Source organism: Wolbachia endosymbiont (group A) of Acrocera orbiculus, assembly GCF_947250015.1.
Taxonomy (GTDB): domain Bacteria; phylum Pseudomonadota; class Alphaproteobacteria; order Rickettsiales; family Anaplasmataceae; genus Wolbachia; species Wolbachia pipientis.
The window spans coordinates 764,347-786,822 of sequence record NZ_OX366272.1 but is presented as its reverse complement, the minus strand read 5'-3'; the positions used below and the strand labels follow the sequence as shown (position 1 = coordinate 786,822).

Here is a 22,476-nt window from a genome sequence, read left to right as displayed (position 1 = left end):
ATTTAGTTAAAATTCTCACCAGTTACTATTGTATATGAAAAAATTAAATTAACATTAATGAAAAGCGTTTACAACTTCAGCACTAGTTAAAACTACAGTAAAGCTGTCAAAAGTAACAGGATCATAATACCTCTCATACAATTCAACTGAACACCTAAGCCTAAGCCTTATCTTTTCCTTAGCATTAAAACTAATTTCATAATCATTATTAGAGTTTAGCATAGCAGAATTACGTAATAATTCATCAGCTAATACAGAGTCTAAAATTCCATTAATTTTTATCGTAATGTGTCTGCTTCCAGCACAATCGAGCACTTTCCTCCAGCCAAAAGAAGAAATATCTTTCACCTCTTCTCTGTTATTACGCAAAGTAAACCTTAGGTTTCTTATATTATTTAACACAATAAAATTATTGTCATGATCTTTAATTTTTAGCTGTAATTTGCTCATTATCACCTCCTTTTATTAAAATATCAAAATTAATTGTTGAATGTAAAATTTCATCGTGCTGATCCATAGCACAATTACTTTCTAAAATGGCCTCATTATTAAAACCTTCAATGCTCTTAAGTATCAAGTTAATATGCCTTATAATGGCAAACATACTGTCTATATGATAAGTATATATGTCGCATGAAAATCTTGCCTTTGTAGCAAAATTGGACAGCATATGCAGGTTATTATAATTCACTGCGCGCAATCTCAAGTAAGGAATGGTGACCTGTTTAGGTAAGTAGTCATAAATGTTAGTAACATATTTCCTTAAATCAGAATTTGCTTTTAGTGCTGCATAAACGCTATTGTACAACTCGTTTATAGCTTGAATTTTTTCCATGATTAACCCTCGAAAGATATATAGAAACTCGTCATCCCGCTGCTTGTTAGCGGGATCTATCCGTAACGGTATGACGTAGTAGCCCAGTTTGAATGACCAGAAAGAGCTACAAAACAACCTTTGGTTCGCGAAATGGAGAATATACCTTCTTCACTTCAGATAAATGGCTACTTACCTCCGATTCACGATTTTTGTAAAGAGCAGAAACATGCCGCATAATACCTAGTTTTATCTGCTCAGGAACATTGTCATAACCAGCTTCGTATACAACATCAACTCTTATTGCATTCAAACAATTGAAAAACTCAACGTAGCCCCCTACATCACTAAAATAATACTTAAGTGTACTCTTCTCTTGATTTTTAGACATCATTGCAGTAGCCAATACTATCTTACTCACAGGGCCATAGCTTAAATAGATCCTACGAGGTACATAATCTTCATATGAAACTTACCATGTTTGTTTCACCAGTGACTTTTCCATATGCCATTCAGCGTAATCAGTTGCCATAAAAATTAGATCTGAAATCAACTTATCATCCTGGTCGTTCTCAATGCGTAAAAAAGATTTAACCTCTTCTAAAGTAACTGGAAAAGATTCAGGCTTAGATTTACGTTGCACAGATATTCTTGGTGAAGTAGATCTTATTGACATAATAACCCTCCTTTTTGATATAGCTAGAATAAGTAAGGTTTACCTCGTGACAGCGTGGGGCAAATCTTACTTACTTTAGCTATGCAGCTTGCATGCAACATTAAGTTAAATTGGCGCAGCAACAACTCTGAGTGCTTTATCGTATGAATATATTAAGAAGAGAACGTATTAAAGCTGTTTCTCCTTTTTTGTTGATAAAATTTGAACTTATAGCATATTCAACTAGGCTGGATTTTAGTAGATTGACATTTTGAGAATGAATATTATTGAAGGTGGAGTTTAACTCTTTAGCAAGCAGACTGCGAAATTTTTGCACACTGTCATATGCGATGTTCTCAAGTTCATGTGCAAATTTATCTTGAGCTATAGTTGTTATATCTTCAATTTCCTTATCAAACTCCTCCAGCTTTTTTCCCTTACTCTTAGAGCTTTTCGTAAAAGTTTTCATATTAATTAAACTCAACTACTTTTATGATTATAACTGTAATAAAAAAACTACCAAAGTAAAAAATTCGCACTACTGTGTAACTCATAACTGTACGAACATTGCAATTTGGGCCTACCAGGAGGGCAATGACTCTTATCCAAGTACCCTCTCTTCTTGTCATCCCAGTGCTTGACACTGGGATCCAGGAATTTTATTAAGTTGGTAAGCATAAAAGTAGCCGTTTTATGTTAAAACACAACGTTCTTAATGAGATTACGGCAAGGCTGGATTCCAGTGTCAAGCACTGGAATGACATCATCCTTTTTGGGATTCCAGTGCAGCTACTTGCATCTGCCACCTGCAAACTGCAATGTTCGTACAGATGTAGGTGCTAAGTTTTACAAACACCGTTGTGCTGAACCTTGAATATCCACTTCTTTCAATTCAGTGGTAGGTTTTGGTTCAGCGATGGGTTTTGATATTGCGTATGTAACGCAACTAGCTAGCAATGCAGCAGATGTTACAAAAACTACAATTATTGGTAGAACAGACAAGTCGAAAGCAATACTGAGAGTAGCACCTACTGTTAACATAGTTACAAGATTCACAGAAGCAACTTTTAAGAAACTCATTTGTCTTTTTCCTGCTTTTTCTAGCGACACTTCATTTGTTTTAGTTTTGCCCAGTTCACCCTCAAGTGGTGTGTTTTCATTCTCCAGACTTTTTATTTTTTGTGTTAGTGATTCATTCTCTTTATTGAATTGTTTCAACTTAGTCTCATGTCCAACTATGCAACTTTTTGATTCTGCTAGTTCCTTTTGCGCTTTTTCTAACAACACTTTTGTTTTAGAATGCTTATTTTCGTTTTCTTCTAATTCGCTATTAAGTGTTGTATTTTTACTTTCTAGATCTTGTATTTTTTGTTTTAGCAATTCATTCTTTTTCTGCTCATCCTTTAGCTGAGTACGTAATTCTTTTAACTTAGCTTTACGTTTTTCAACCTTTTCTGCTTTTTCTGGAGTTTCCGTTGCGTTGTGTGTTTTGGAATGAGAAAAGGTACTAGGTACAACCTCAGATGGCTGATCACACATACTGTTTAGTCTATCTATTAGGTCTTCATCCTTTATCAATGAGCGATCTGCTCCATATTTTATCAAAAGTTTTGCTAATTCTTTATTGTCATTTGTAACAGCAAAGTATAAAGGGATATGTTCATCTTGATCTTGTGCATTAACATTTGCTCCATTATCTATTAGATACTTTGCAATCTCTACATAACCATGCACAGCAGCATAATGTAAAGGGGTATGTTTATCTCTATTTCGTGCATCAACATCTGCTCCATGTTTTATCAAAAGTTTTGCTAATTCTTTATTGTTATCTGCAACAGCCCAATGTAAAGGGGTCACGCCATCTTTATCTTGTGCATCAATGTCTTCTCCATTTTCTAATATAGATTGGCCTAAAGCTTCAGATCCATCTCCATCAAAACATATTCCACTGTCGTCACTACTACTTTTATTTAAAAAGGTCTGTTCACCATTATGTATAGTATACTGCTCTAGATGTTGATCGTGCAAGTAATCTTGTTCTATGCGCTTCTGATTATTGGCAAGTCGTTGCTCTGCCTCTCGCAACTTTTGCAACATAGCATCTCTTTCTCTTATAGCCTGTTCTCTTTCTAATGTATCATCTACTTTGTCTGTATTGTTTTCATTAACGATTGAGTTTGAAGAAGTCTGTTCATCCTCATCTTGTACATAGATTTTTCTGTTGTTTGGTGTAGTTCCGTTGTTCTCTTCCTGATCTCTTGCATTACATGCTTGCACTGCAGCAGTTGCGTTATTTCCGTTCACAGCTAAATTTCCTGGAGTTTTATTATTAGGCTGCGGTAAAGTGCCTTGTCTATTTTGTCTTCTCGTAGCTCCTGCCTCAGCATAACGTTGTTCTCCTTCCTCTAACATTTCTATTATAGCCTTTTTACCTTTTACATCACCGACAATATCCCTTGGAGTTCGGCCTTGACTATCTTTTAGTAAAGGATTTGCGTCATTATTCAATAAAAGCTGAACTATCTCTTGATGACCATGCAAAGCAGCAATGTGCAAAGCAGTTAATTGAGACTTAACTCCATCAAGTTCATGTGTTGGTTTTTTAACTTTTACTCCCTTTGCTAGTAGGAGTTTTACTATTGGTACACTGTTACATTCCACAGCAAGATGTAACAATGTATAATTTACAATTTTGTATGAATCTGATACACGGAACATCTTATTTATCTCATTTATCTTCAATTTGTTAAATGTACTGAATGTCTTACTTGTATTACCTATCTTCAATTTGTTATAAGTGTCATATACTCCTGAGTTTACACCTTTTAGCTTATTCCCTATTCTTTCAAGTAAATTATTCTCATTTAAACCTTCACTCTTGCTTACCTCATTTATTATTTCAAAAAACTTTTCCTTTTTTATTGCCATAACCTTTCCTCTCAATTTATTTATTATTGCTGAACAGTCTCACAAAAAAGTTAAGTTTGTCGAAATTCCATGTTTGATCTAAAAATTAGTCATAAACATTTTCTATGCAAGTAGCTGACACTGGTTCATTCTATAATGGTGTCACAGCAGTCCTACATCATGCCACCGCGAACCGTCATACCACGATTCATTCGCGGTATCTCATCCGCTAACTGTTCTCCCTCATCATACCGTCACGTTATCTCCAGATCCCGCTAACAAGTAGCGGGATGACGATTGTCAGGGTGTCATCCCAGCGCCCCTATGATGTCATCCGAGTAGCCGACACTGGTTCCTTTATGATGGCAGTGCCCCTATGGTGTCATTCCAGTGCTTGACACTGGAATCCAGCCTTTCCATAATCATCAAAACATTGTATTTTAACGTAAAACAGCTATTTTTATGCTCACCAACTTAATAAAATTCCTGGGTCCCAGTGGGCTTTGTTGCATCGCTCTTCGGATAGTAGGTAACGTACAATAAATTCATGAAGCTATCTCAAACTTAGCCATGCCTATTTCAGTAAATTTGTTAAGCAAATAACACTTGAGTAGCAGTTCCTTCTCACGATTAATCTCAGATTTGCTCCTAAAACTAAACCCAAATATTCGCTTCAACCTTGAGAAAAATCCTTCAATATACGATCTTTTTCCGTAATTTACTTCTTCTTTCCATCTTTTTATACCATTCTCACCATGTAATTTCATTAACTGAATAGCGGCATTTCTATCAAGCATATAATCCAATTTTGGATGCTCTGCTGCGTTGTTTTTCGGAGGAATTTTCGTTTTTATACCATATTGATTACACAGCTTATAGAGCTTTTCTCTGTCATATGCCCTATCTGCATATAGTACTTTTATGACATACTGAAAATCGACTTCTTTTAGCAAATCACAAGCTCCATAGTGATCAGAGTAGACACCGTTACTGTATTTTACAGCTATGGCTTTTTTGCTGTTTGTATTCAACATTACATGCAATTTTCTTGTCTGTTCATAGCTGCGATACTTTCTATCTTCGCTATTTTCTTTGCTATGACCAGGAGTGTTGTTGTATATACTAATTCCTGTACTGTCTATAGTAATTTCGATATCTTCCATATTATTTTTATCAATTCTGCAATCATTGATCTTAATATTGAGTTTCTTAAACCTTCTTGATGATTGTGAATAGCTGATAACTTGCAAATTTTTCCCAATTTGCTCAAGGTATCCTGCTATAAACCCAACTGTTTGCCTCAGGCCTATTCTAAATAAACAAGTTATTATGTGCACCAAAATTACAACTTTATCGCTATAAATATTGTTGCCACCTGGTATTTTTGGACCATTCTCGTACCACTTTTCTATGGCTTCGTTGATATAATGAAAAATATTTCCTCTTTTTTCTAGAAATTTGTTATATTCGCTATGGTTACTGACCCTCATTTTTTGTGGCATATTTTTTCTTTCAAGGTTAAATGGCTATTTTATAATGAATTTTGTCAGTAGCCACCAGATTTTTTCAGTTGCTATGCAACAAAGCCCACTGGAATCCAGTTTTTGATCAAAAATGTTGCTATAGTGCACAATCAATTTTCCTGGATCCCAGTGTCTGGGCACTGGGATGACACCATAGGGGGCTACTTGGATGACAGGGGAGGGAGGCTGCTGGGATCCTGACAACCGTCATCCCGCTGCTTGTTAGCGGGATCTAGAGATACCGCGGCGGTATGACGTAGAGCTACGTGTTTAGGTTTAATGAATCCACTATATCTTTTACTTGAGAAAAAACATACTCTTTGCTTACACTGGTATCGATAATAAAGTCACTCATCTTCCTTTTCTCCTCAATAGATAACTGAACATCGGAGATTAGATTAAGCTTTTCTTTATCTATGTTGCGTTCGTTAAGTCTTTGAGCTTGCACAACGCTATCTGCATGAACAAAAACAATAAGGTCGCAATATAAATAAAATTTTGTTTCTAATAGAAGTGGCACATCTAAAACTAAAAGTTTTCTATCGATCTTTTTTTCCTTGGCAATAAAAAATTCTAATTCACGCAGCACAGCAGAGTGAACCAAAGATTGAAATTGTTTCCAATTTTCATCGTAGGCTAAGAAATATTTAGACAGTACTGTTCTATCTATTTCACCATTTACTACCACTCCAGGAAAATTTTTCTCTGCATAACTTATTATGCTTTTATCCACTTTATAAAGTTGGTGTACAACAGAATCAGCATCAAATACAACAGCACCAAACTCTTGAAAGCAATTAGCTACAAAGCTCTTTCCTACCCCAATTCCGCCTGTTAGACTTATAATCATATAACAAAATACATTCGACTTCTTTTGAAACTATAGCTAAGGTTTCTCTATATATATTAACTAGATTTTCTAGATCCCAGTGTCAAGCACATAACTATACGAACATTGCAATTTGTAGGTGGTGTCATCCCAGTCTGGAATCTAGCTTTTTGGTAATTTTATCGAAAATGTTTGCTCGTTTACAATCAATTTTCCTGGATCGAAGTAGTCAAGGCACTGGGATGACACCCTACTTAACCGTCATACCGCCGCGGTATCTCTTAGCCACTAACACGTAGCGGGATGACGATTGTCGATAAATCTAAGTTACTTTAGCAACAGTTATTCTCCACTAAATTACTCTGAATTTTGGTTATATTATTTGCGGATTTCACTGCTGAAATCTCAAATTTTGAGCTTGTGTTCAAAAATGATTCAACTGACCTGCCAAAAAAATCATATCTCCATCCCTTGAATAATTTATCTGTCTGTCTAGATATTGACCCGGTTAACTCATCTTTTGAAGAAACTAATTTCCTTGATATGTTACTTTCTTTACATTTACTATCTAAAATAATTGAGAGTATATCAAGTACAGATTTATCATAATTACTCGATAAGGTGTTGTTTTGCTGCATCCAATTTCTCTCATTTTCATTAAAAATATTCACAAACTCTAGTAAATCCGCATCTTTTATATTTTTTGTATTCCTCTTGAGATCATCTAAAATCTCATCAACATGCTCTACATTTTTTTCAATAAAATCAGCTATTACAGCATTATTGATTATTTTATTACGGTTCATATTATAGCGCTGTGCTAAGGTTTCTTGCCACTCACTAACTGCTTTAACAGTTAGTATCAATCTTGGATTTACTTCATAATTAAATTTAATCCTCTTCCATGCATCTTTTGGGCTATGTAAATACTTATTTATATCAACTATTGATTCCATCTCTTCTTGAAACCAACCCATCCTATTATTTTCTTCAAGTTTATTGCACAATATTTGGTATAGGTCATATAGGTGTACCACGTCGTTTACTGCATAATCTAACTGATCTTCGGACAACGGACGCCTTAACCAATCTGAATTTTTAGCTTTAATTTTATCCAGTGCTATTCCTTGATATTGCTCCACTACTTTTGAGTAACCAATAAAGTCATGATAATAATGACAAAACATAGCAGCAACTTGGGTATCAAAAATGGGAGTGGGAATACATTTAAATACAGTGAGTAAGGATTCTATATCCTGCCGGCAGCTATGAAACACTTTGGTTATCCCCTGATTTAGCATTATTTTCTTAATGAATGATAAATCAATTTCTGGCACTAATGCGTCTACAATAAAACTCTTCTCTCCGTAAGAAATTTGAATTAACGATAATTTTGGGTAGTAGATTAAATTATTTCTAATGAACTCCGTGTCAACTGCTATAAATTTTGGCTTTTTTGCTATCAACCCCTCACATATGTCCTCCAGCTCCGACGTTGTATTAATTAACATATGTTTTTTATTCAGTGGTTCTACTTTACCACTTATATTAAATTTTTGCAATTAATGACTTCTTGCAGAACTTTCTATCACTCATTGGCATAACACAAATAGCCTTTTCCATCCCAATCCCAGTGCTTCCTTCTCCTGTCATCCAAGTAGCTGACACTGGGATCTAGAAGACTTAATTTCAACCAAGTGGCTGCATAATAAAGGCTGGATTCCAGTGCCAAGCACTGGAATGACAGCACTCTACGTCATACCGCCGCGAACTGTCATAACGCCGCGGTATCTCTAGATCCCGCTGCGGGATGACGATTGTCGTTTAGCTATAAATATTAAGAAATTTACCGAATAAAAAAAAAGGCAAAAGAAGCCCTGGGGTTATTATCCGCTTTAAAATATTGGCGTTTTTTATGTTTTAAACGCTTGACAAGCAAGATTAAGCTGCTTTTAATTGCAACTAACTTACGCTGCAAATGTTTAAGAAATTTACTAAGCAGAAAAAAAGACAAAGAATCCCCGAGTTAGCTAGTCTTTTACTATCTCTGTCGAGTATTGGCATTTTTTGATGTCTTGTAACGCTTTATAAGCGCGTTCAGCTTATTTAGATAAAAATCTAGATGTAGATGAAGTTTTGTAAAGACATACAGTATCTATATACTGCAAAAAATTGAACATAAGACGCCGATACATTAAGTAATCCTTACCTTTTAATCTGCAGATTGGCGAAAGCAAATACAATAGCTTCACTATCATGATAAGGGCGCTGGCGAAGGGTGTCAAGTAAGTTTTTCGTTTCTATAGCTACTACCACGATTGTATAGGTAATTCTTCACTTATAATAATGATTCAAGCCTTCAGCTCCTCAAACACTTCACTTGCTCTATTTAAAACAGAATCAGGAAAACCAGCAAGTTTTGCCACATGTATTCCATATGACTCATCTGCAATGCCTTCAATTACTTCATGTAAAAAGATAACCTCTCCGTTCCACTCCCTTATTTTTACACAAAAACATTTCACGTTCTTCAAGTATTTGCTTACTTTAGTTAATTCATGATAATGAGTTGCAAAAATGGCGCGGCACTTATTTACATTGTGAATATGTTCAATCACCGCCTGTGCAATAGATAATCCATCATATACCCCTGTGCCCCTACCAATTTCATCAAGTATCACCAAGGAACGGTCCGTTGCCTGATTTACTATCGTTGCTGTTTCGATCATCTCTACCATGAAGGTAGAATAACCAGCCGTTATATTATCCGTTGCGCCAACCCTGCTGAATATCTTGTCAATCACTCCAATATGTGCACTCTCTGCTGGCACAAATGACCCCATGTGAGCTAAAATTGCAATGAGAGCGTTTTGCCTCAAGAAAGTGCTTTTTCCAGCCATATTAGGACCAGTAATTAGATGTATACCAGCTAAATTGATGCTATTTGCAATGAATTTATCGTTAACCTCAACCACTGGATGTCTTCCTCCACAGATATTGAACTCTTTACTGTCATCGATAGTGGGTTTTACATAATTATTTTGCACTGCAAGCTCTGCAAACGCGGTTCTAATATCAAGTTTTGCCAAAGCATTTGCAGCAAGAGCAATTTTTTCAGACTCTTTAGCAATTTCACTACACAGTTCACTAAAAATTTTCATTTCTAAGCCGATTGCAGCATCACGTGCCGTAAGAATTTTATTTTCTAGTTCTTTCAATTCATTAGTAGTGTAGCGCATGCTATTTGCTAAGCTTTGCCTATGAATAAATATATCCGAAGTTATTTTGTGATTTGCTGACACTTCAACGTAATAACCGAGTATGTTGTTGTGTAATATTTTGAGTGCGGCAATGCCAGTTAGGTCGCGATAAGATTCACGGAGTTTGGTTATTAGTTTATTACTATTATTTAATACATAGGATAACTCAGATAATTCTGAGTTGTATTTTGAGTGGATAAACCCTCCTTCTTTTACGGAACTAAGATTGTTATCAAGCACAGCACCGTTTAGAAGCTCAAACAGGTCTTTATGATTGCCAAGACTTTTATGTATTGTGCTGAGTTCACTCTCGTCACTACTTATCACCTGAGTGGTAGACACTGACTCCTTTTCTCTAGATTCCAGTGCCAAGCACTGGAATGACATCTGAGAGTTAGCTACTGGTTCTTCACTTAAACAATAATTATGCAAGGTAGACAGAAACTCAGATAACTCTAAAGTTTTTCCTAGGCCTATTTTCAATAGGTTCATATCCTTTGGTGAACCACGCCCTAGTATTAAGCGCGATAAAGACCTCTCAATATCCGGAATGTTAGATAATATCTCTCGTATTTTTCTGCGTGGCTCATGATTATTTACAAAAAATTGAGCGGTGCTGAGCCTCAAATTGATTGCCTTGAAGCAAGCAAGTGGTGAAGCGAGCATTTGCTTGAGCAGGCGTCCACCAGAGGCTGTAACTGTGTGATCAATAACTGAAATTAGTGAACCTTTCTTTTCACCAAATTGAGTTGAAAATAACTCAAGATTTCTCCTTGCTGAAGCATCAATAAGCATGAAATTTTGTTGCTTATAGGTTTTTGGGAATTCAAGCCTTGGAATAGAGCCCCTTTGTGTTACTCTGACATATTCAAGCAGTGCACCGCACGCCATGATCTCTACTTTGCTGAAATTTCCTATACTCCCAAGTTCCCTGATTTTATAAAACTCGCATAACGTTCTGTGAGATTTACTATACTCAAAAAAACTCTGGGCGTGTTGTGTAATTGATATTTTATAGTTTTTTAAAATCGATCTAATTTTTTCGTCCTCAGTGAGTTTTTCAGAAATTAATAATTCTCTTGGTGATATACGCAACAAATCACTATCTAGAGCTTTCAAACTCGTTAAAGTGTGAAAAAATTTTCCCGTCGATAATTCAAGCCAACTAATAGCATATTCGTCATTTTGTTCAACTATGGACGCGAGATAATTATTGCTTTTATCCTCCAGTAGTGAATCTTCTATAATTGTACCTGGAGTTACAACTCGCACTACATCACGTTTTACTATGGATTTATAGCCCCTCTTTTTTGCTTCATCAGCAGTTTCTAATTGGTCACAGATTGCTACTTTGAATCCTAAATCTATTAGCTTGTGTAGGTAAGATTCACTACTGTGTGCTGGCACTCCACACATTGGTATTTCTTGCCCACACGAATTACCTCTCTTAGTGAGCACTATATTCAGCAATTTCGCAGCTTTAATAGCATCATCGAAAAACAATTCATAAAAATCTCCTAGCCTATAAAATAGCAGATGATCTTTGTATTGAGCTTTCAGGTTCAAATACTGCTCCATCACAGGGGTGTTTTTTTCTTTTACGAAGCTCATAATATTTTTTAATATATTGTATTGATAAACGTTATTATAGATTATATTGCACATGTGAATAACATAAATTTTAAATAGGTGTATAGAGGGGAAAATTTAAAACAATTAAATTTCTTGGATCCAAGTAGTCAGGACACTTGGATGACATAAAGAGTAGGAGTATTTGATGACAAAAAAACAAAAAACGCAGTTGTCATTCCAGCGCGTGACGCTGGAATCCAGAATATCCTAATTACAAGGTTTATTATTTAGTTTGAAAAATACTATAGCTTTTTCTATGTAAGTTGTTGCCCTTCTTTATCATTTTTACCATTTGCAGCACCAACAGATATTTCAGAGCTAACAGAGCTAACAGTGCTAATAGTTTTTTCTATCGCTTTAGCCTGTTCATAGTCTTGGCTCAAAAAATACATGGCCAGCCCAACAGCTATACTAGTAACAAGAACAGATGCTATCATTACACCTAGTATCATACCACCAGAAAGACTTACTGCAACATACACACCAGCTCCAAGTACAACACCAAGAAAACCACCAATCATTATGCCAGGCACTAAACTGCCTATCATAGCGCTTTCTTTTTTCGTATGAGCTTGTTTTTTCATACTTTTAATAAGCACTTCTTTTGTTTTTCCTTGAGCTAAATCTGAAGGAATTTTATTATCCGCGTTTTGTATCAAAGGATTTGCACTATATGTAACAAGAAGGGTGGTTATTTCTTCAGTTTTATTACCTATAACTGCATGATGTAGTAATGTATTTCCCTCTTCATCTTTAAAGTTTATATGAGTACGAAATTCTTCATCTAGATTTCTTATTGGGTTGTTTTTTGCATATATCCCAGATTGTATTGCTCTATCTAAGCATTGTATCACTTGTTCTAGTGATTGCTCGCCAGGATTTTGTATAAAATGAAGCAGAATTTCGCGTACTATCGCTTCCTTTGTAGTTTTTGGGCATCGTAAAGCGTAATTAAATGTCTGTGTAGTAATAACTTCTTCTTTTCTTTTTTTAAGAACAACCCTTAAATCTTCAATCGCCTTTTCACCATCTTTTATTCCAAGAATTATTGAATCCAAATTATTTATCATGCTATCCTCCTTGGTTTGATTGCATTACTCATTAATAAATAATATAATAAATCCTGCTAAAAGTCAAGCAATTAATTAATAAGTTAATATAATCCTCCAAAAGGAGCTCCTTACTTTTTGTTCAGCATGTCCATTGGATCAGACTCTTTAAGCTTGCTGTTTGCTGAATTTATTCATCACAATAGCTACAATGTGCTATCGAAGTTCTCTGTAATCTTAGTTGGTTCTTCTAGAATATTCAAAATATCAGTTGCACAATAAACCCGATCTCTCTTTCCTTGAGAAGTTTGTGAAACGATGCCTAAATCTTCAAGCTTTACGATTGCTCTTTGGGCTGTTGTAAATACGACACCTAAGTTTTCAACCACTTTCCTTATAGTAAAGTAAGGGTTTAAAGACTATTAACTAAATCATTGTCCCATTCAAATTTTGGTGGCAAGGGGCTTGGTATAAATGCCTGATAACCAGCGAATACTTTGCCTGATGGTGATCCTTTAATATACATTCATTCAACCGAGCACACTATTTTTATAGTATATATTATTTTCAAATAAAGTCAAAAATGAAAATAAGGCTTTATCTTATTTGCGTGCATGAAAATAAGAAACTCTCTTATTATTGATTTTGCTCAAAAACGAAAATAGAAGAAGCTGCTGAACTTTATATATCCTGTTTTTCTGGAGAACTGCTATAAAACTTCTGAGTGAAGTCACTTAATTTTTACACATCTATTGTAGAGTAAGAAGAACCGAATTTGAAACAAAAATGCTAACTGATGCTTGGACTTTACTGACACTTACACTACTTGAAACTATACTTAGTGTAGACAATTTAATCTTTATTTCTCTAGCAATAGATAAGGTACCAAATGCGCTGAGAGAAAGAGTGCGCCTTATGGGCCTTGGATTAGCACTATTAATGCGTTTTGTAATACTATTTTTTACATCATCTATATTATCAATGCAAAAACCTATATTTCACACTGCATCAGCAAGGGATTTACTTATGATCGCAGGGGGATTATTCCTTATTGTTAAGAGCTCTATGGAGTTACGGGATGACATCTTTGTATGTAAGAAAAATAAAAAGAAAGCAAACGTTAAATCAAAATTTTTTTTAGTTGTGCTACAAATTATATTAATAGATTTAGTTTTTTCGGTTGATTCGATATTAACTGCTATAGCACTAACTTATAACATGGTAATAATTGCTACAGCATTTACATTTTCCATGCTAGCAATGCTGTTTTTATCAAGTTATACCGCCCAGTTAATCAAATCTAACCCAGGGTTAAAAATAATCGCCATTTTATTTGTTTTACTTGTCGGTGTGTACCTCATACTTCATGGATTTCATATAGAATTACCAAAAGGATATTTGTATTCTTCATTTATGTTTGCACTGCTTGTGGAAATTATAAGCAAAATAAAGAAAATTAACCGTCATACCGCGATTCATTCGCGGTATCTCTAGATCCAGCTAACAAGCAGCGGGATCTTTTTGATTTACTCCCACTCAATAGTTGCGGGTGGTTTAGAAGTGATATCATAAACAACTCTATTTACTCCGGGAACATTATTAACAATTATACTGCCGACATTGCGTAAAAAATCCCAAAATACTAGCAAGTGTTGATCCTTATCTTCAAATGGAAATGCATCGGCTGTCATACCATCAGATGATGTTACAGCCCTTAAAGCACAAACATATCCATACGTACGACCATCTCCCATAACGCCTACAGTTTTTATTGGTAATAATACAGCAAAAGCTTGCCATATCTTATCATATAGATCGTAATTTTTCATCGTATTAATATATATTTCATCTACTTCTTGCAATATTTGCACCTTTTCTTTATCGACTTCACTTATAATCCTCACTGCAAGTCCGGGTCCAGGAAATGGATGTTGAAATATTATCTCGTCTGAAAGCCCAATTTCTTTTCCAAGTAGCCTTACCTCATCTTTAAAGAGGTAACGTAAAGGCTCCACTAACTTCAGATTCATCTTTTCTGGCAACCCACCAACATTATGGTGAGACTTAATTGTACTAGTGTTGTCTGAGGCATGCCCTGACTCAACTACATCAGAGTAGATGGTACCTTGCATCAAAAAATCCACATCACCTATTTTTTTTGCTTCTTCTTCAAACACTTCAATAAAAGTGTTACCGATAATTTTTCGCTTTTCTTCTGGATCAGTTATTCCCTTCAACCTACTCAAAAATAAATTTGATTTATCAACGTAATTTATCGGAATCTCTTTCAACATAGCGATGGTTTGGTTCTTGCGTAACAACCCAGTATCGATAAAAATACAGTTCAATTGTTTTCCTATAGCTTTATGTGTGAGAGCCGCTGCAACGCTTGAATCAACCCCACCACTTACTGCAGCGATTACTTTTTTCTCTCCTACTACATTTTTGATTTTTTCCTTTTGCTCCTCAATAAACGACTTCATTGTCCAGTCTCTTTTGCAATTTGCAATATCCAAGAAGTTAGAGAGCAATTTACTGCCATTTGTTGTGGGCTTAACCTCAGGATGGAACTGAGTACAGTAAATCTTCCGCTGTTCGTTGACAATCATTGCAATTGTTTGATTTATCACACCTGATGCGATAACAGTAAATCCCTGTGGTATAGTATCAACACTGTCCGCATGGTTCATTAATACATCCACTTCAGAATTAACATCCCAGGTATCCTTTACAATGGGGGATTCTTTTAGTATCTTGATTTTAGTTCTACCAAACTCCTGTTTGAAACTCTCTTTTACTTTTGCTCCAAAATAATGACAAATGAGTTGCTGTCCATAGCATATTCCAAGTATAGGAACGTTTGTTGCCTCATTAAGTTTTATAATTTCATGTACTACTCTACTTGTTTCAGAACAATCATCATTTACAGATTGTGGTCCTCCAGAGAGAATAAACCCATTGAATTTTGATATTGTTTCAAAACTGATGTTGCTTGGAAATATCTCACAATAAACACCCATTCCTCTTACTTGTCTTGCGATAAGCTGTGTAAACTGTGAACCAAAATCAATAATGGCAATTGCTGACAATTTGCTCCTCCATATTATTTAAAATGATATCTGATAATAAAGAAAATAATGGAGTAAGTAAACCAAGACCTGTTTAAAAGCTTTAACGCGTGGTACAAGTTAGCTATATAGCTAATTTTCCTACACCATACCGCTACGACGCTAACACGTAGCGGGACGACGAGCTTATCGTCATACCGCGATTCATTCGCGGTATCTCGGCAATAGATCCCGCTAACAAGTAGCGGGATGACGATTGTCGTTTAGCCATAAATGTTTAAGAAATTTACCAAGCAGGAAAAAAGGCAAAGAAACCCTAGGGTAGCTAGTATTCAAATTCTCCCTTGTCAATTTGACGTTTTTTGCTGTCTTAAACGCTTTGTAAGCGCGTTTCAGCTTATATAGGTAAAAACCTAGAAATTTTTAAAGACATGCGATGCACGTAGTGCGAAAAATTAAACATGAGATGCCAAATACCCTAAGTTTTTTGTCATTAACCTGCACAGATTGCGAAGATAAATAAATAGCTTCAGTACCATGATAAGGGGGCTGGCGGAGTTTGTCAAGAAAGTTTTTTCGTTTCTATTCCCAATAAAAGTGCGTTATATGGTTATGCAAGAAGTCTATTTACCCATTTGCTTAACTTTCTCTCTACTTTTTTGAGTAAGGCCGCTATTGGCATGACAGACATTCATCGTAGTCAATATCTGTTTTTTGTTGCAATATTTCACTTTTTTTGAATATGTCATGCGAGACCTTATCGGCTCTCTGCATTGATTGTGATCTGCAGTAATATAAGCTCTTCAATCCTTTTTTCCAAGCAAGCATGTGTATTTTGTGCAAGTAACGTTTATGTACGTTGGCAGGTAAGAACAGATTTACTGATTGAGATTGACAAATATACGAAGTTCTATTACTTGCATGTTCTATAATCCATCTTTGGTCAAGCTCGTACGCTGTTTTAAATGTCAATTTTTCATGCTCACTAAGAAAATCTAAATGCTGAACGGAACCCTCGTTTGTTGAAATTGCAGACCATATTTTATCATTGTCTTGATTTTTTTCTGCTAATAGTTTTTGCAAGAATTTATTTCGCACTACAAATGAGCCTGTAAGTGTCTTTTGTATGAATACGTTTGCTGCGTATGGTTCTATTCCAGGGGAGGTATTACCTGCAATAATGGAGATCGAGGCAGTAGGAGCAATAGCGAGTTTGTGTGTAAACCTTTCCATTAGATCAACTTCTTTGGCATCAGGACATGCTCCCTTTTCTTCTGCTAATTTTTTAGAAACTATATCTGCTTGCTCGCGTAAATACTTAAATATTTTTTTATTCCATTGTTGTGCTGTTACTGATTCAAAAGGAACCATTTTGCTTTGTAAAAATGAATGAAAGCCCATCACACCAAGACCAATACTGCGTTCTCTGGCTGCAGAATATTTTGCTCGCTGCATTTCATTCGGTGCTTTATTTATGAAATCTTCCAATACATTATCAAGAAAGCGCATTATATCTTCTATGAAGAGTTTATTGTCTTTCCATTCTTCGTAGTACTCAAGGTTTACGGATGATAGACAACACACGGCAGTGCGTGACTTATTCAGGTGATCATAACCTGTGGTTAAAGTTATTTCACTGCATAGATTTGACATCTTGATGTCTAAGTTGAGCTTTTTGTAAGATTCTGGCTTATTGTTATTTGTTGCATCAAGGAAAATAATGTAAGGTTCTCCAGTTTCAACTCTTGCTGTTAATATTTTGATCCATATATCCCGCGCTTTTACAGTTGAAATAACCTTATTGTTGTGAGGGCTTATTAAATTCCATTCTTGATCATTCTCAACAGCCTGCATAAATTTATCTGTTACTATTACAGCATGATGTATATTTAACGCTTTGCGATTTGGGTCACCGCCTGTTGGCTTGCGTAAATCTAGAAACTCTTCTATCTCTGGATGAGATACAGGAAGGTAGACTGCTGAACTTCCTCGCCTTAGGGATCCCTGACTAATTGCAAGCGTTAGAGCATTTTGCACTACAATAAATGGAACAATTCCTGATGTTTTGCCGCTACCCTTTACGCTTTCGCCTATTGAGCGTAAATTTCCCCAATAACTACCTATGCCTCCTCCACGTGCAGCAAGCCAAACATTTTCGTTCCATAGATCAACTATTCCCTGCAAGCTGTCTTCGGTTTCATTAAGAAAGCAAGAGATAGGTAACCCTCTCTTAGTGCCACCATTGCTGAGTATTGGTGTTGAAGGCATGAACCACAAGTTGCTCATGTAGTCATAAAGACGCTGCGCATGTTCTTTATTATCAGAATAGTAATTAGCAATACGTGCAAAGAGGTCTTGATAACTTTCATTTTCTATTAAATACCTGTCTGATAGAACTGCTTTTCCAAAGTCGTTTAATTTGCTGTCCTTTGCGTAATTAATGGTAATGTTATTCATAAAATTCCTTTTATTCTTTTATTATATATAGATACTTAAAAGTCATTTTGAGCGATTTTTAAGTTAGGTTTTTCGGATTTTCTTGTTGATGCTGTAATGCAAACAAGATACCGTCAACCTGACTGCCATATATTTTACAGTAACTCATATAACTTATTTGCATATTTATTTCTTTTGCAACATGTTGAACATAACTTTCTGAGTGACGAAAATAGTCTCCTTTATTTACAAAGTCAATACCTTCACCTTCCTTTCTTCTTATTAAACATACAATAACTCCTTTTTTGCTCGTAGATCTTTTTGCTAATTTCAATTCTTCTTGAAAGTCATGTAGATAATGTAGCACTTCAGCAAAGATAATTACATCATACTGCTGGTTTTTCTCTTGTTTAAGAAACTCTTTCATTTCCATATGTATTAATTCATTGTAAACAGGCTTACCTTTTATAAAGCATCCTCTTGCGATATTTAGCATTCTACTTGAAATGTCAATTCCTGTTATGTGGTTTCCAATACTATTTATTTTTAAAAAATGACCACATATTCCAGTCCCACAACCAAGGTCAAGTATATTGAGCTCAGAAGTGGAGTTGTTGAAGATTTTTGTAATTATCATGTGTACAAGTTCATGCCCTCTATATTGTTTGGCAATCAACCAATGCTCAACAAAATATTCACCTGTGTAATCAAAATATTGTCTTATGAGGTTTTTTGGCAATTCTGTAATAAGCGCTGAGTTTGTCATTTTTTTTATATAGTAAGACGCCTCCTCGTGGTCATTATCTAATTTTAGCGTCCTTGTTAAATAATTATAAGCTTTGTTAGTATTCCCTACCGCAAAATGACACCTTCCGATGTTATACCAGACTATAGGTAAATGGGGGTAAAATATGCTAATTAACCAAAATCGTAACTTTGCATCTGATATGCTACCTTTATAAAAGTGATATAAACCGATTTCAATGTTGGTGTTTAACAGGTTCTTAGATTTTTTAAGAAGCACTGTCATTTCTTTATGAAGAGTATTATATTTATTCACAATGAAGTGTTTTACTTTCTTAATATTTAATACGCCAATGAGCTTAGACATACAATTTAAAGCAACGTTTTTTATAAAAGAGAGATTACTTTTCATACGTTAGAAATACTCCGAATGTTTATTATCATTTTTAGGCAATTGATTTTAACACATTTTATCTTACAAAATATCTTTATTTATTAATTTTTACTGTATATATAAGTTTACCACATATTTCTCAGATTATACTGTTTAGGATTGCTAGTATATTGTTGTTGATAATATAAGTAAATGTTTTGTGCAAAAAGGCGTTGACATATTATTTATTAGGTTATAATATATAAAAGATTAATTTAGTTTTTAGATGTTTGACAAGTTTTATGGTAGAGATTAATTTAATCTCAATTCAATTTTAATAATATTTAACTCTGCATATTCTGCATATAGTCGGATAAATAAATTATTAAGAGCACTTGATGGATGCCTTGGCGTTAAGAGGCGATGAAGGACGTGGCAGGCTGCGATAAGCTGTGGGGAATTGTCAACAAATTTTGATCCGCAGATTTCCGAATGGGGAAACCCAACTAGTTTAGCTAGTTATTACGTACTAAGTATGTAAAGCAAACTTGGTGAACTGAAATATCTAAGTAGCCAAAGGAAAAGAAATCAACCGAGATTCTGTTAGTAGTGACGAGCGAAAGCGGAAAAGGCTAGTGATTTAAGAATAAGAATTAGAATACTCTGGAAATAGTAACCATAGAAGGTGATAGTCCTGTATAAGTAGAAAGTTTTTAAATCCTTGAGTAGAGCGGGGCACGTGAAATCCTGTTTGAATATGGGGGGACCATCCTCCAAGCCTAAATACTCCTTAACGACCGATAGTGAACAAGTACCGTGAGGGAAAGGTGAAAAGAACCCCGGGAGGGGAGTGAAATAGAATCTGAAATCAAGTGCTTACAAACAGTTGGAGCTCTATATCAATTTATTGATATTTAGAGTGACAGCGTACCTTTTGCATAATGGGTCAGCGAGTTAATCTATGAAGCAAGCTTAAGCCGTTAGGTGTAGGCGTAGCGAAAGCAAGTCTGAATAGGGCGTTTTAGTTTTATGGATTAGACCCGAAACCAAGTGATCTAGTCATGACCAGATTGAAGGTGTGGTAAAACACACTGGAGGATCGAACCAGTTAATGTTGCAACATTATTGGATGAGTTGTGATTAGGGGTGAAAGGCCAATCAAACTTGGAAATAGCTGGTTCTCCGCGAAATCTATTTAGGTAGAGCGTTGTATGTATGTTGTTGGGGGTAGAGCACTGGATAGACTAGGGGGATTCACCGTCTTACCAAATCTAACTAAACTCCGAATACCAACAATTAATTATACAGCAGGCACACTACGGGTGCTAAGTCCGTGGTGAAGAGGGAAACAACCCAGATCACTATCTAAGGTCCCAAAATTACAGCTAAGTGGGGAAGGAAGTAGAAAAACCATTACAGCTAGGAGGTTGGCTTGGAAGCAGCCATCCTTTAAAGAAAGCGTAACAGCTCACTTGTCTAAATAAGTTTTTCTGCGCCGAAAATGTACCGGGGCTAAAGCTGTATACCGAAGATGTGAGTGCTTATTGATTTCGATCAATAGGCGCGGTAGCGGAGCGTTCCGTAAGTCTGTGAAGGTGGTTTGTGAAAACTGCTGGAGATATCGGAAGTGAGAATGCTGACATAAGTAGCGTAAAAGAGTGTGAAAAACACTCTCACCAAAAATCTAAGGGTTCCTACGTTAAGTTAATCTGCGTAGGGTTAGTCGGTTCCTAAGGCGAGTCCGTAAAGGAGTAGTCGATGGCAATTAGGTTAATATTCCTAAACCTCTTAAGTGTGACGGGTTTCGTATTTGTATAGATCTTATTGGATTGATCTATGCTTAAAAGAAGCTCCAGGAAATAGCACTTATATTTATGAGGCCGTACCGCAAACCGACACTGGTGGATGAGTAGAGTATACTAAGGTGTTGAAAGAATGATGTTGAAGGAACTCGGCAAATTATACCTGTAACTTCGGAAGAAGGGTAACCTGCTTTTAGGCAACTATGAGTAGGTGGCACAAAATAGGGAGTAGCGACTGTTTACTAAAAACACAGGACTCTGCAAACACGTAAGTGGAAGTATAGGGTCTGACGCCTGCCCGGTGCTGGAAGGTTAATAGGAAGGGTGCAAGCTCCGAATTGAAGCCCCAGTAAACGGCGGCCGTAACACTGACGGTCCTAAGGTAGCGAAATTCCTTGTCGGGTAAGTTCCGACCCGCACGAATGGCGTAACGATTTCTCCACTGTCTCCAACATCACTTCAGCGAAATTGAATTCCCCGTGCAGATGCGGGGTACCCGCGGTTAGACGAAGAGACCCCGTGCACCTTTACTATAGCTTTACATTGCTATTAAAAGTGTGATGTGCAGGATAGGTGGGAGACTTTGAAGTTATGGCGCTAGCTATAATGGAGTCAACCTTGAGATACCACCCTTTACACTTTTGATATCTAACTATGTTTCATTATCTGGAACTAGGACATTGTATGGTGGGTAGTTTGACTGGGGCGGTCGCCTCCTAAAAAGTAACGGAGGCGTGCGAAGGTAAGCTAGAGCTGGTCGGAAATCAGCTTGATAGTATAATGGCATAAGCTTGCCTGACTGCGAGGCTGACAAGCCAAGCAGAGACGAAAGTCGGTCATAGTGATCCGGTGATTCTGTATGGAAGGGTCATCGCTCAACGGATAAAAGGTACGCCGGGGATAACAGGCTGATGGTGTTCGAGCGTTCATAGCGACGACACCGTTTGGCACCTCGATGTCGACTCATCACATCCTGGGGCTGAAGAAGGTCCCAAGGGTTCGGCTGTTCGCCGATTAAAGTGATACGTGAGTTGGGTTTAGAACGTCGTGAGACAGTTCGGTTTCTATCTGCCGTGGGTGAAGGAAATTTGAGAAGGTCTGACTCTAGTACGAGAGGACCGAGATGGATATACCTCTGGTGTACCAGCTGTTATGCCAATAGCATCGCTGGGTGGCTATGTATAGATGGGATAATTGCTGAAAGCATATAAGCAAGAAACCCTCTTCAAAAAGATTTCCCAATTAAGGCCGTGGAAGACTACCACGTTGATAGGCTAGGTGTGGAAGCATGGTAACATGTGAAGCTAACTAGTACTAATAGCCTGATTGATTTATTTGCTTTCTATATGTGTGTATGCAGTGTTAAATATTAAGTTAAAATTGT

Annotated in this window: 16 protein-coding genes and 1 rRNA gene; 2 read left to right on the top strand and 15 right to left on the bottom strand. The window is 36.2% G+C overall.

Features of this window, described 5'->3' with window-relative positions; genetic code table 11:
• Nucleotides 1-54: 54 nt before the first annotated feature.
• The 12 genes from OOL03_RS03955 to OOL03_RS03900 form a co-directional block, all read right to left on the bottom strand.
• Complete coding sequence (locus tag OOL03_RS03955; protein WP_264707054.1) at nucleotides 55-450, bottom strand: phage tail protein; 396 nt, start codon at nucleotides 448-450, stop codon at nucleotides 55-57.
• On the bottom strand, nucleotides 425-835 hold the full coding sequence (gp17, locus tag OOL03_RS03950) for a tail completion protein gp17 (RefSeq protein WP_182319876.1): 411 nt from the start codon (nucleotides 833-835) through the stop codon (nucleotides 425-427). The genes OOL03_RS03955 and gp17 overlap by 26 nt, the downstream gene beginning before the upstream one ends.
• Nucleotides 836-941: 106 nt before the next feature.
• On the bottom strand, nucleotides 942-1,235 hold the full coding sequence (locus OOL03_RS03945; RefSeq protein ID WP_264707052.1) for a head-tail connector protein: 294 nt from the start codon (nucleotides 1,233-1,235) through the stop codon (nucleotides 942-944).
• A gap of 51 nt (nucleotides 1,236-1,286) precedes the next feature.
• Entirely contained in the window at nucleotides 1,287-1,490 is a 204-nt protein-coding gene (locus tag OOL03_RS03940) for a head-tail connector protein (RefSeq protein WP_264707051.1), read from the bottom strand.
• A gap of 136 nt (nucleotides 1,491-1,626) precedes the next feature.
• The gene (locus OOL03_RS03935; protein WP_264707050.1) at nucleotides 1,627-1,938 is read right to left on the bottom strand and encodes an ECH_0659 family protein; all 312 of its coding nucleotides are present in this window, start codon (nucleotides 1,936-1,938) and stop codon (nucleotides 1,627-1,629) included.
• A gap of 377 nt (nucleotides 1,939-2,315) precedes the next feature.
• Nucleotides 2,316-4,397 carry an ankyrin repeat domain-containing protein gene (locus OOL03_RS03930; protein WP_264707049.1) on the bottom strand — a complete coding sequence of 694 codons (2,082 nt, stop codon included), beginning with the start codon at nucleotides 4,395-4,397 and terminating at the stop codon, nucleotides 2,316-2,318.
• 524 nt (nucleotides 4,398-4,921) lie between these two features.
• Entirely contained in the window at nucleotides 4,922-5,878 is a 957-nt protein-coding gene (locus OOL03_RS03925) for an IS5 family transposase (RefSeq protein ID WP_253303449.1), read from the bottom strand.
• A 283-nt stretch (nucleotides 5,879-6,161) separates the two neighbouring features.
• Entirely contained in the window at nucleotides 6,162-6,749 is a 588-nt protein-coding gene (gene coaE / locus OOL03_RS03920; RefSeq protein ID WP_006280338.1) for a dephospho-CoA kinase, read from the bottom strand.
• A gap of 311 nt (nucleotides 6,750-7,060) precedes the next feature.
• A complete protein-coding gene (locus tag OOL03_RS03915; RefSeq protein ID WP_141457325.1) occupies nucleotides 7,061-8,239 on the bottom strand; it encodes a ribonuclease D in 1,179 nt (392 codons plus the stop codon).
• Nucleotides 8,240-9,079: 840 nt separating this feature from the next.
• A complete protein-coding gene (gene mutS, locus OOL03_RS03910) occupies nucleotides 9,080-11,599 on the bottom strand; it encodes a DNA mismatch repair protein MutS (RefSeq protein WP_264707676.1) in 2,520 nt (839 codons plus the stop codon).
• A 275-nt stretch (nucleotides 11,600-11,874) separates the two neighbouring features.
• Entirely contained in the window at nucleotides 11,875-12,690 is an 816-nt protein-coding gene (locus tag OOL03_RS03905) for an ankyrin repeat domain-containing protein (protein WP_264707048.1), read from the bottom strand.
• Nucleotides 12,691-12,875: 185 nt separating this feature from the next.
• Entirely contained in the window at nucleotides 12,876-13,058 is a 183-nt protein-coding gene (locus OOL03_RS03900; RefSeq protein ID WP_006279522.1) for a hypothetical protein, read from the bottom strand.
• A 397-nt stretch (nucleotides 13,059-13,455) separates the two neighbouring features.
• Between OOL03_RS03900 and OOL03_RS03895 the strand changes: the two genes are divergently transcribed.
• A complete protein-coding gene (locus OOL03_RS03895) occupies nucleotides 13,456-14,163 on the top strand; it encodes a TerC family protein (protein ID WP_010082284.1) in 708 nt (235 codons plus the stop codon).
• Nucleotides 14,164-14,195: 32 nt separating this feature from the next.
• On the opposite strand, the gene guaA is transcribed toward OOL03_RS03895, so the two are convergent.
• The 3 genes from guaA to OOL03_RS03880 all read right to left on the bottom strand — a co-directional run bounded on the left by guaA (nucleotide 14,196) and on the right by OOL03_RS03880 (nucleotide 19,329).
• Entirely contained in the window at nucleotides 14,196-15,758 is a 1,563-nt protein-coding gene (gene guaA, locus OOL03_RS03890) for a glutamine-hydrolyzing GMP synthase (protein WP_151807741.1), read from the bottom strand.
• A gap of 651 nt (nucleotides 15,759-16,409) precedes the next feature.
• Nucleotides 16,410-18,194 (bottom strand): ribonucleoside-diphosphate reductase subunit alpha, encoded by a 1,785-nt coding sequence (locus OOL03_RS03885; RefSeq protein ID WP_264707047.1) that lies wholly within the window; start codon nucleotides 18,192-18,194, stop codon nucleotides 16,410-16,412.
• A 58-nt stretch (nucleotides 18,195-18,252) separates the two neighbouring features.
• Complete coding sequence (locus OOL03_RS03880; protein WP_264705580.1) at nucleotides 18,253-19,329, bottom strand: methyltransferase domain-containing protein; 1,077 nt, start codon at nucleotides 19,327-19,329, stop codon at nucleotides 18,253-18,255.
• Between the two features lie 336 nt (nucleotides 19,330-19,665).
• Between OOL03_RS03880 and OOL03_RS03875 the strand changes: the two genes are divergently transcribed.
• A 23S ribosomal RNA gene (locus OOL03_RS03875) occupies nucleotides 19,666-22,431 on the top strand.
• Nucleotides 22,432-22,476: the final 45 nt, after the last annotated feature.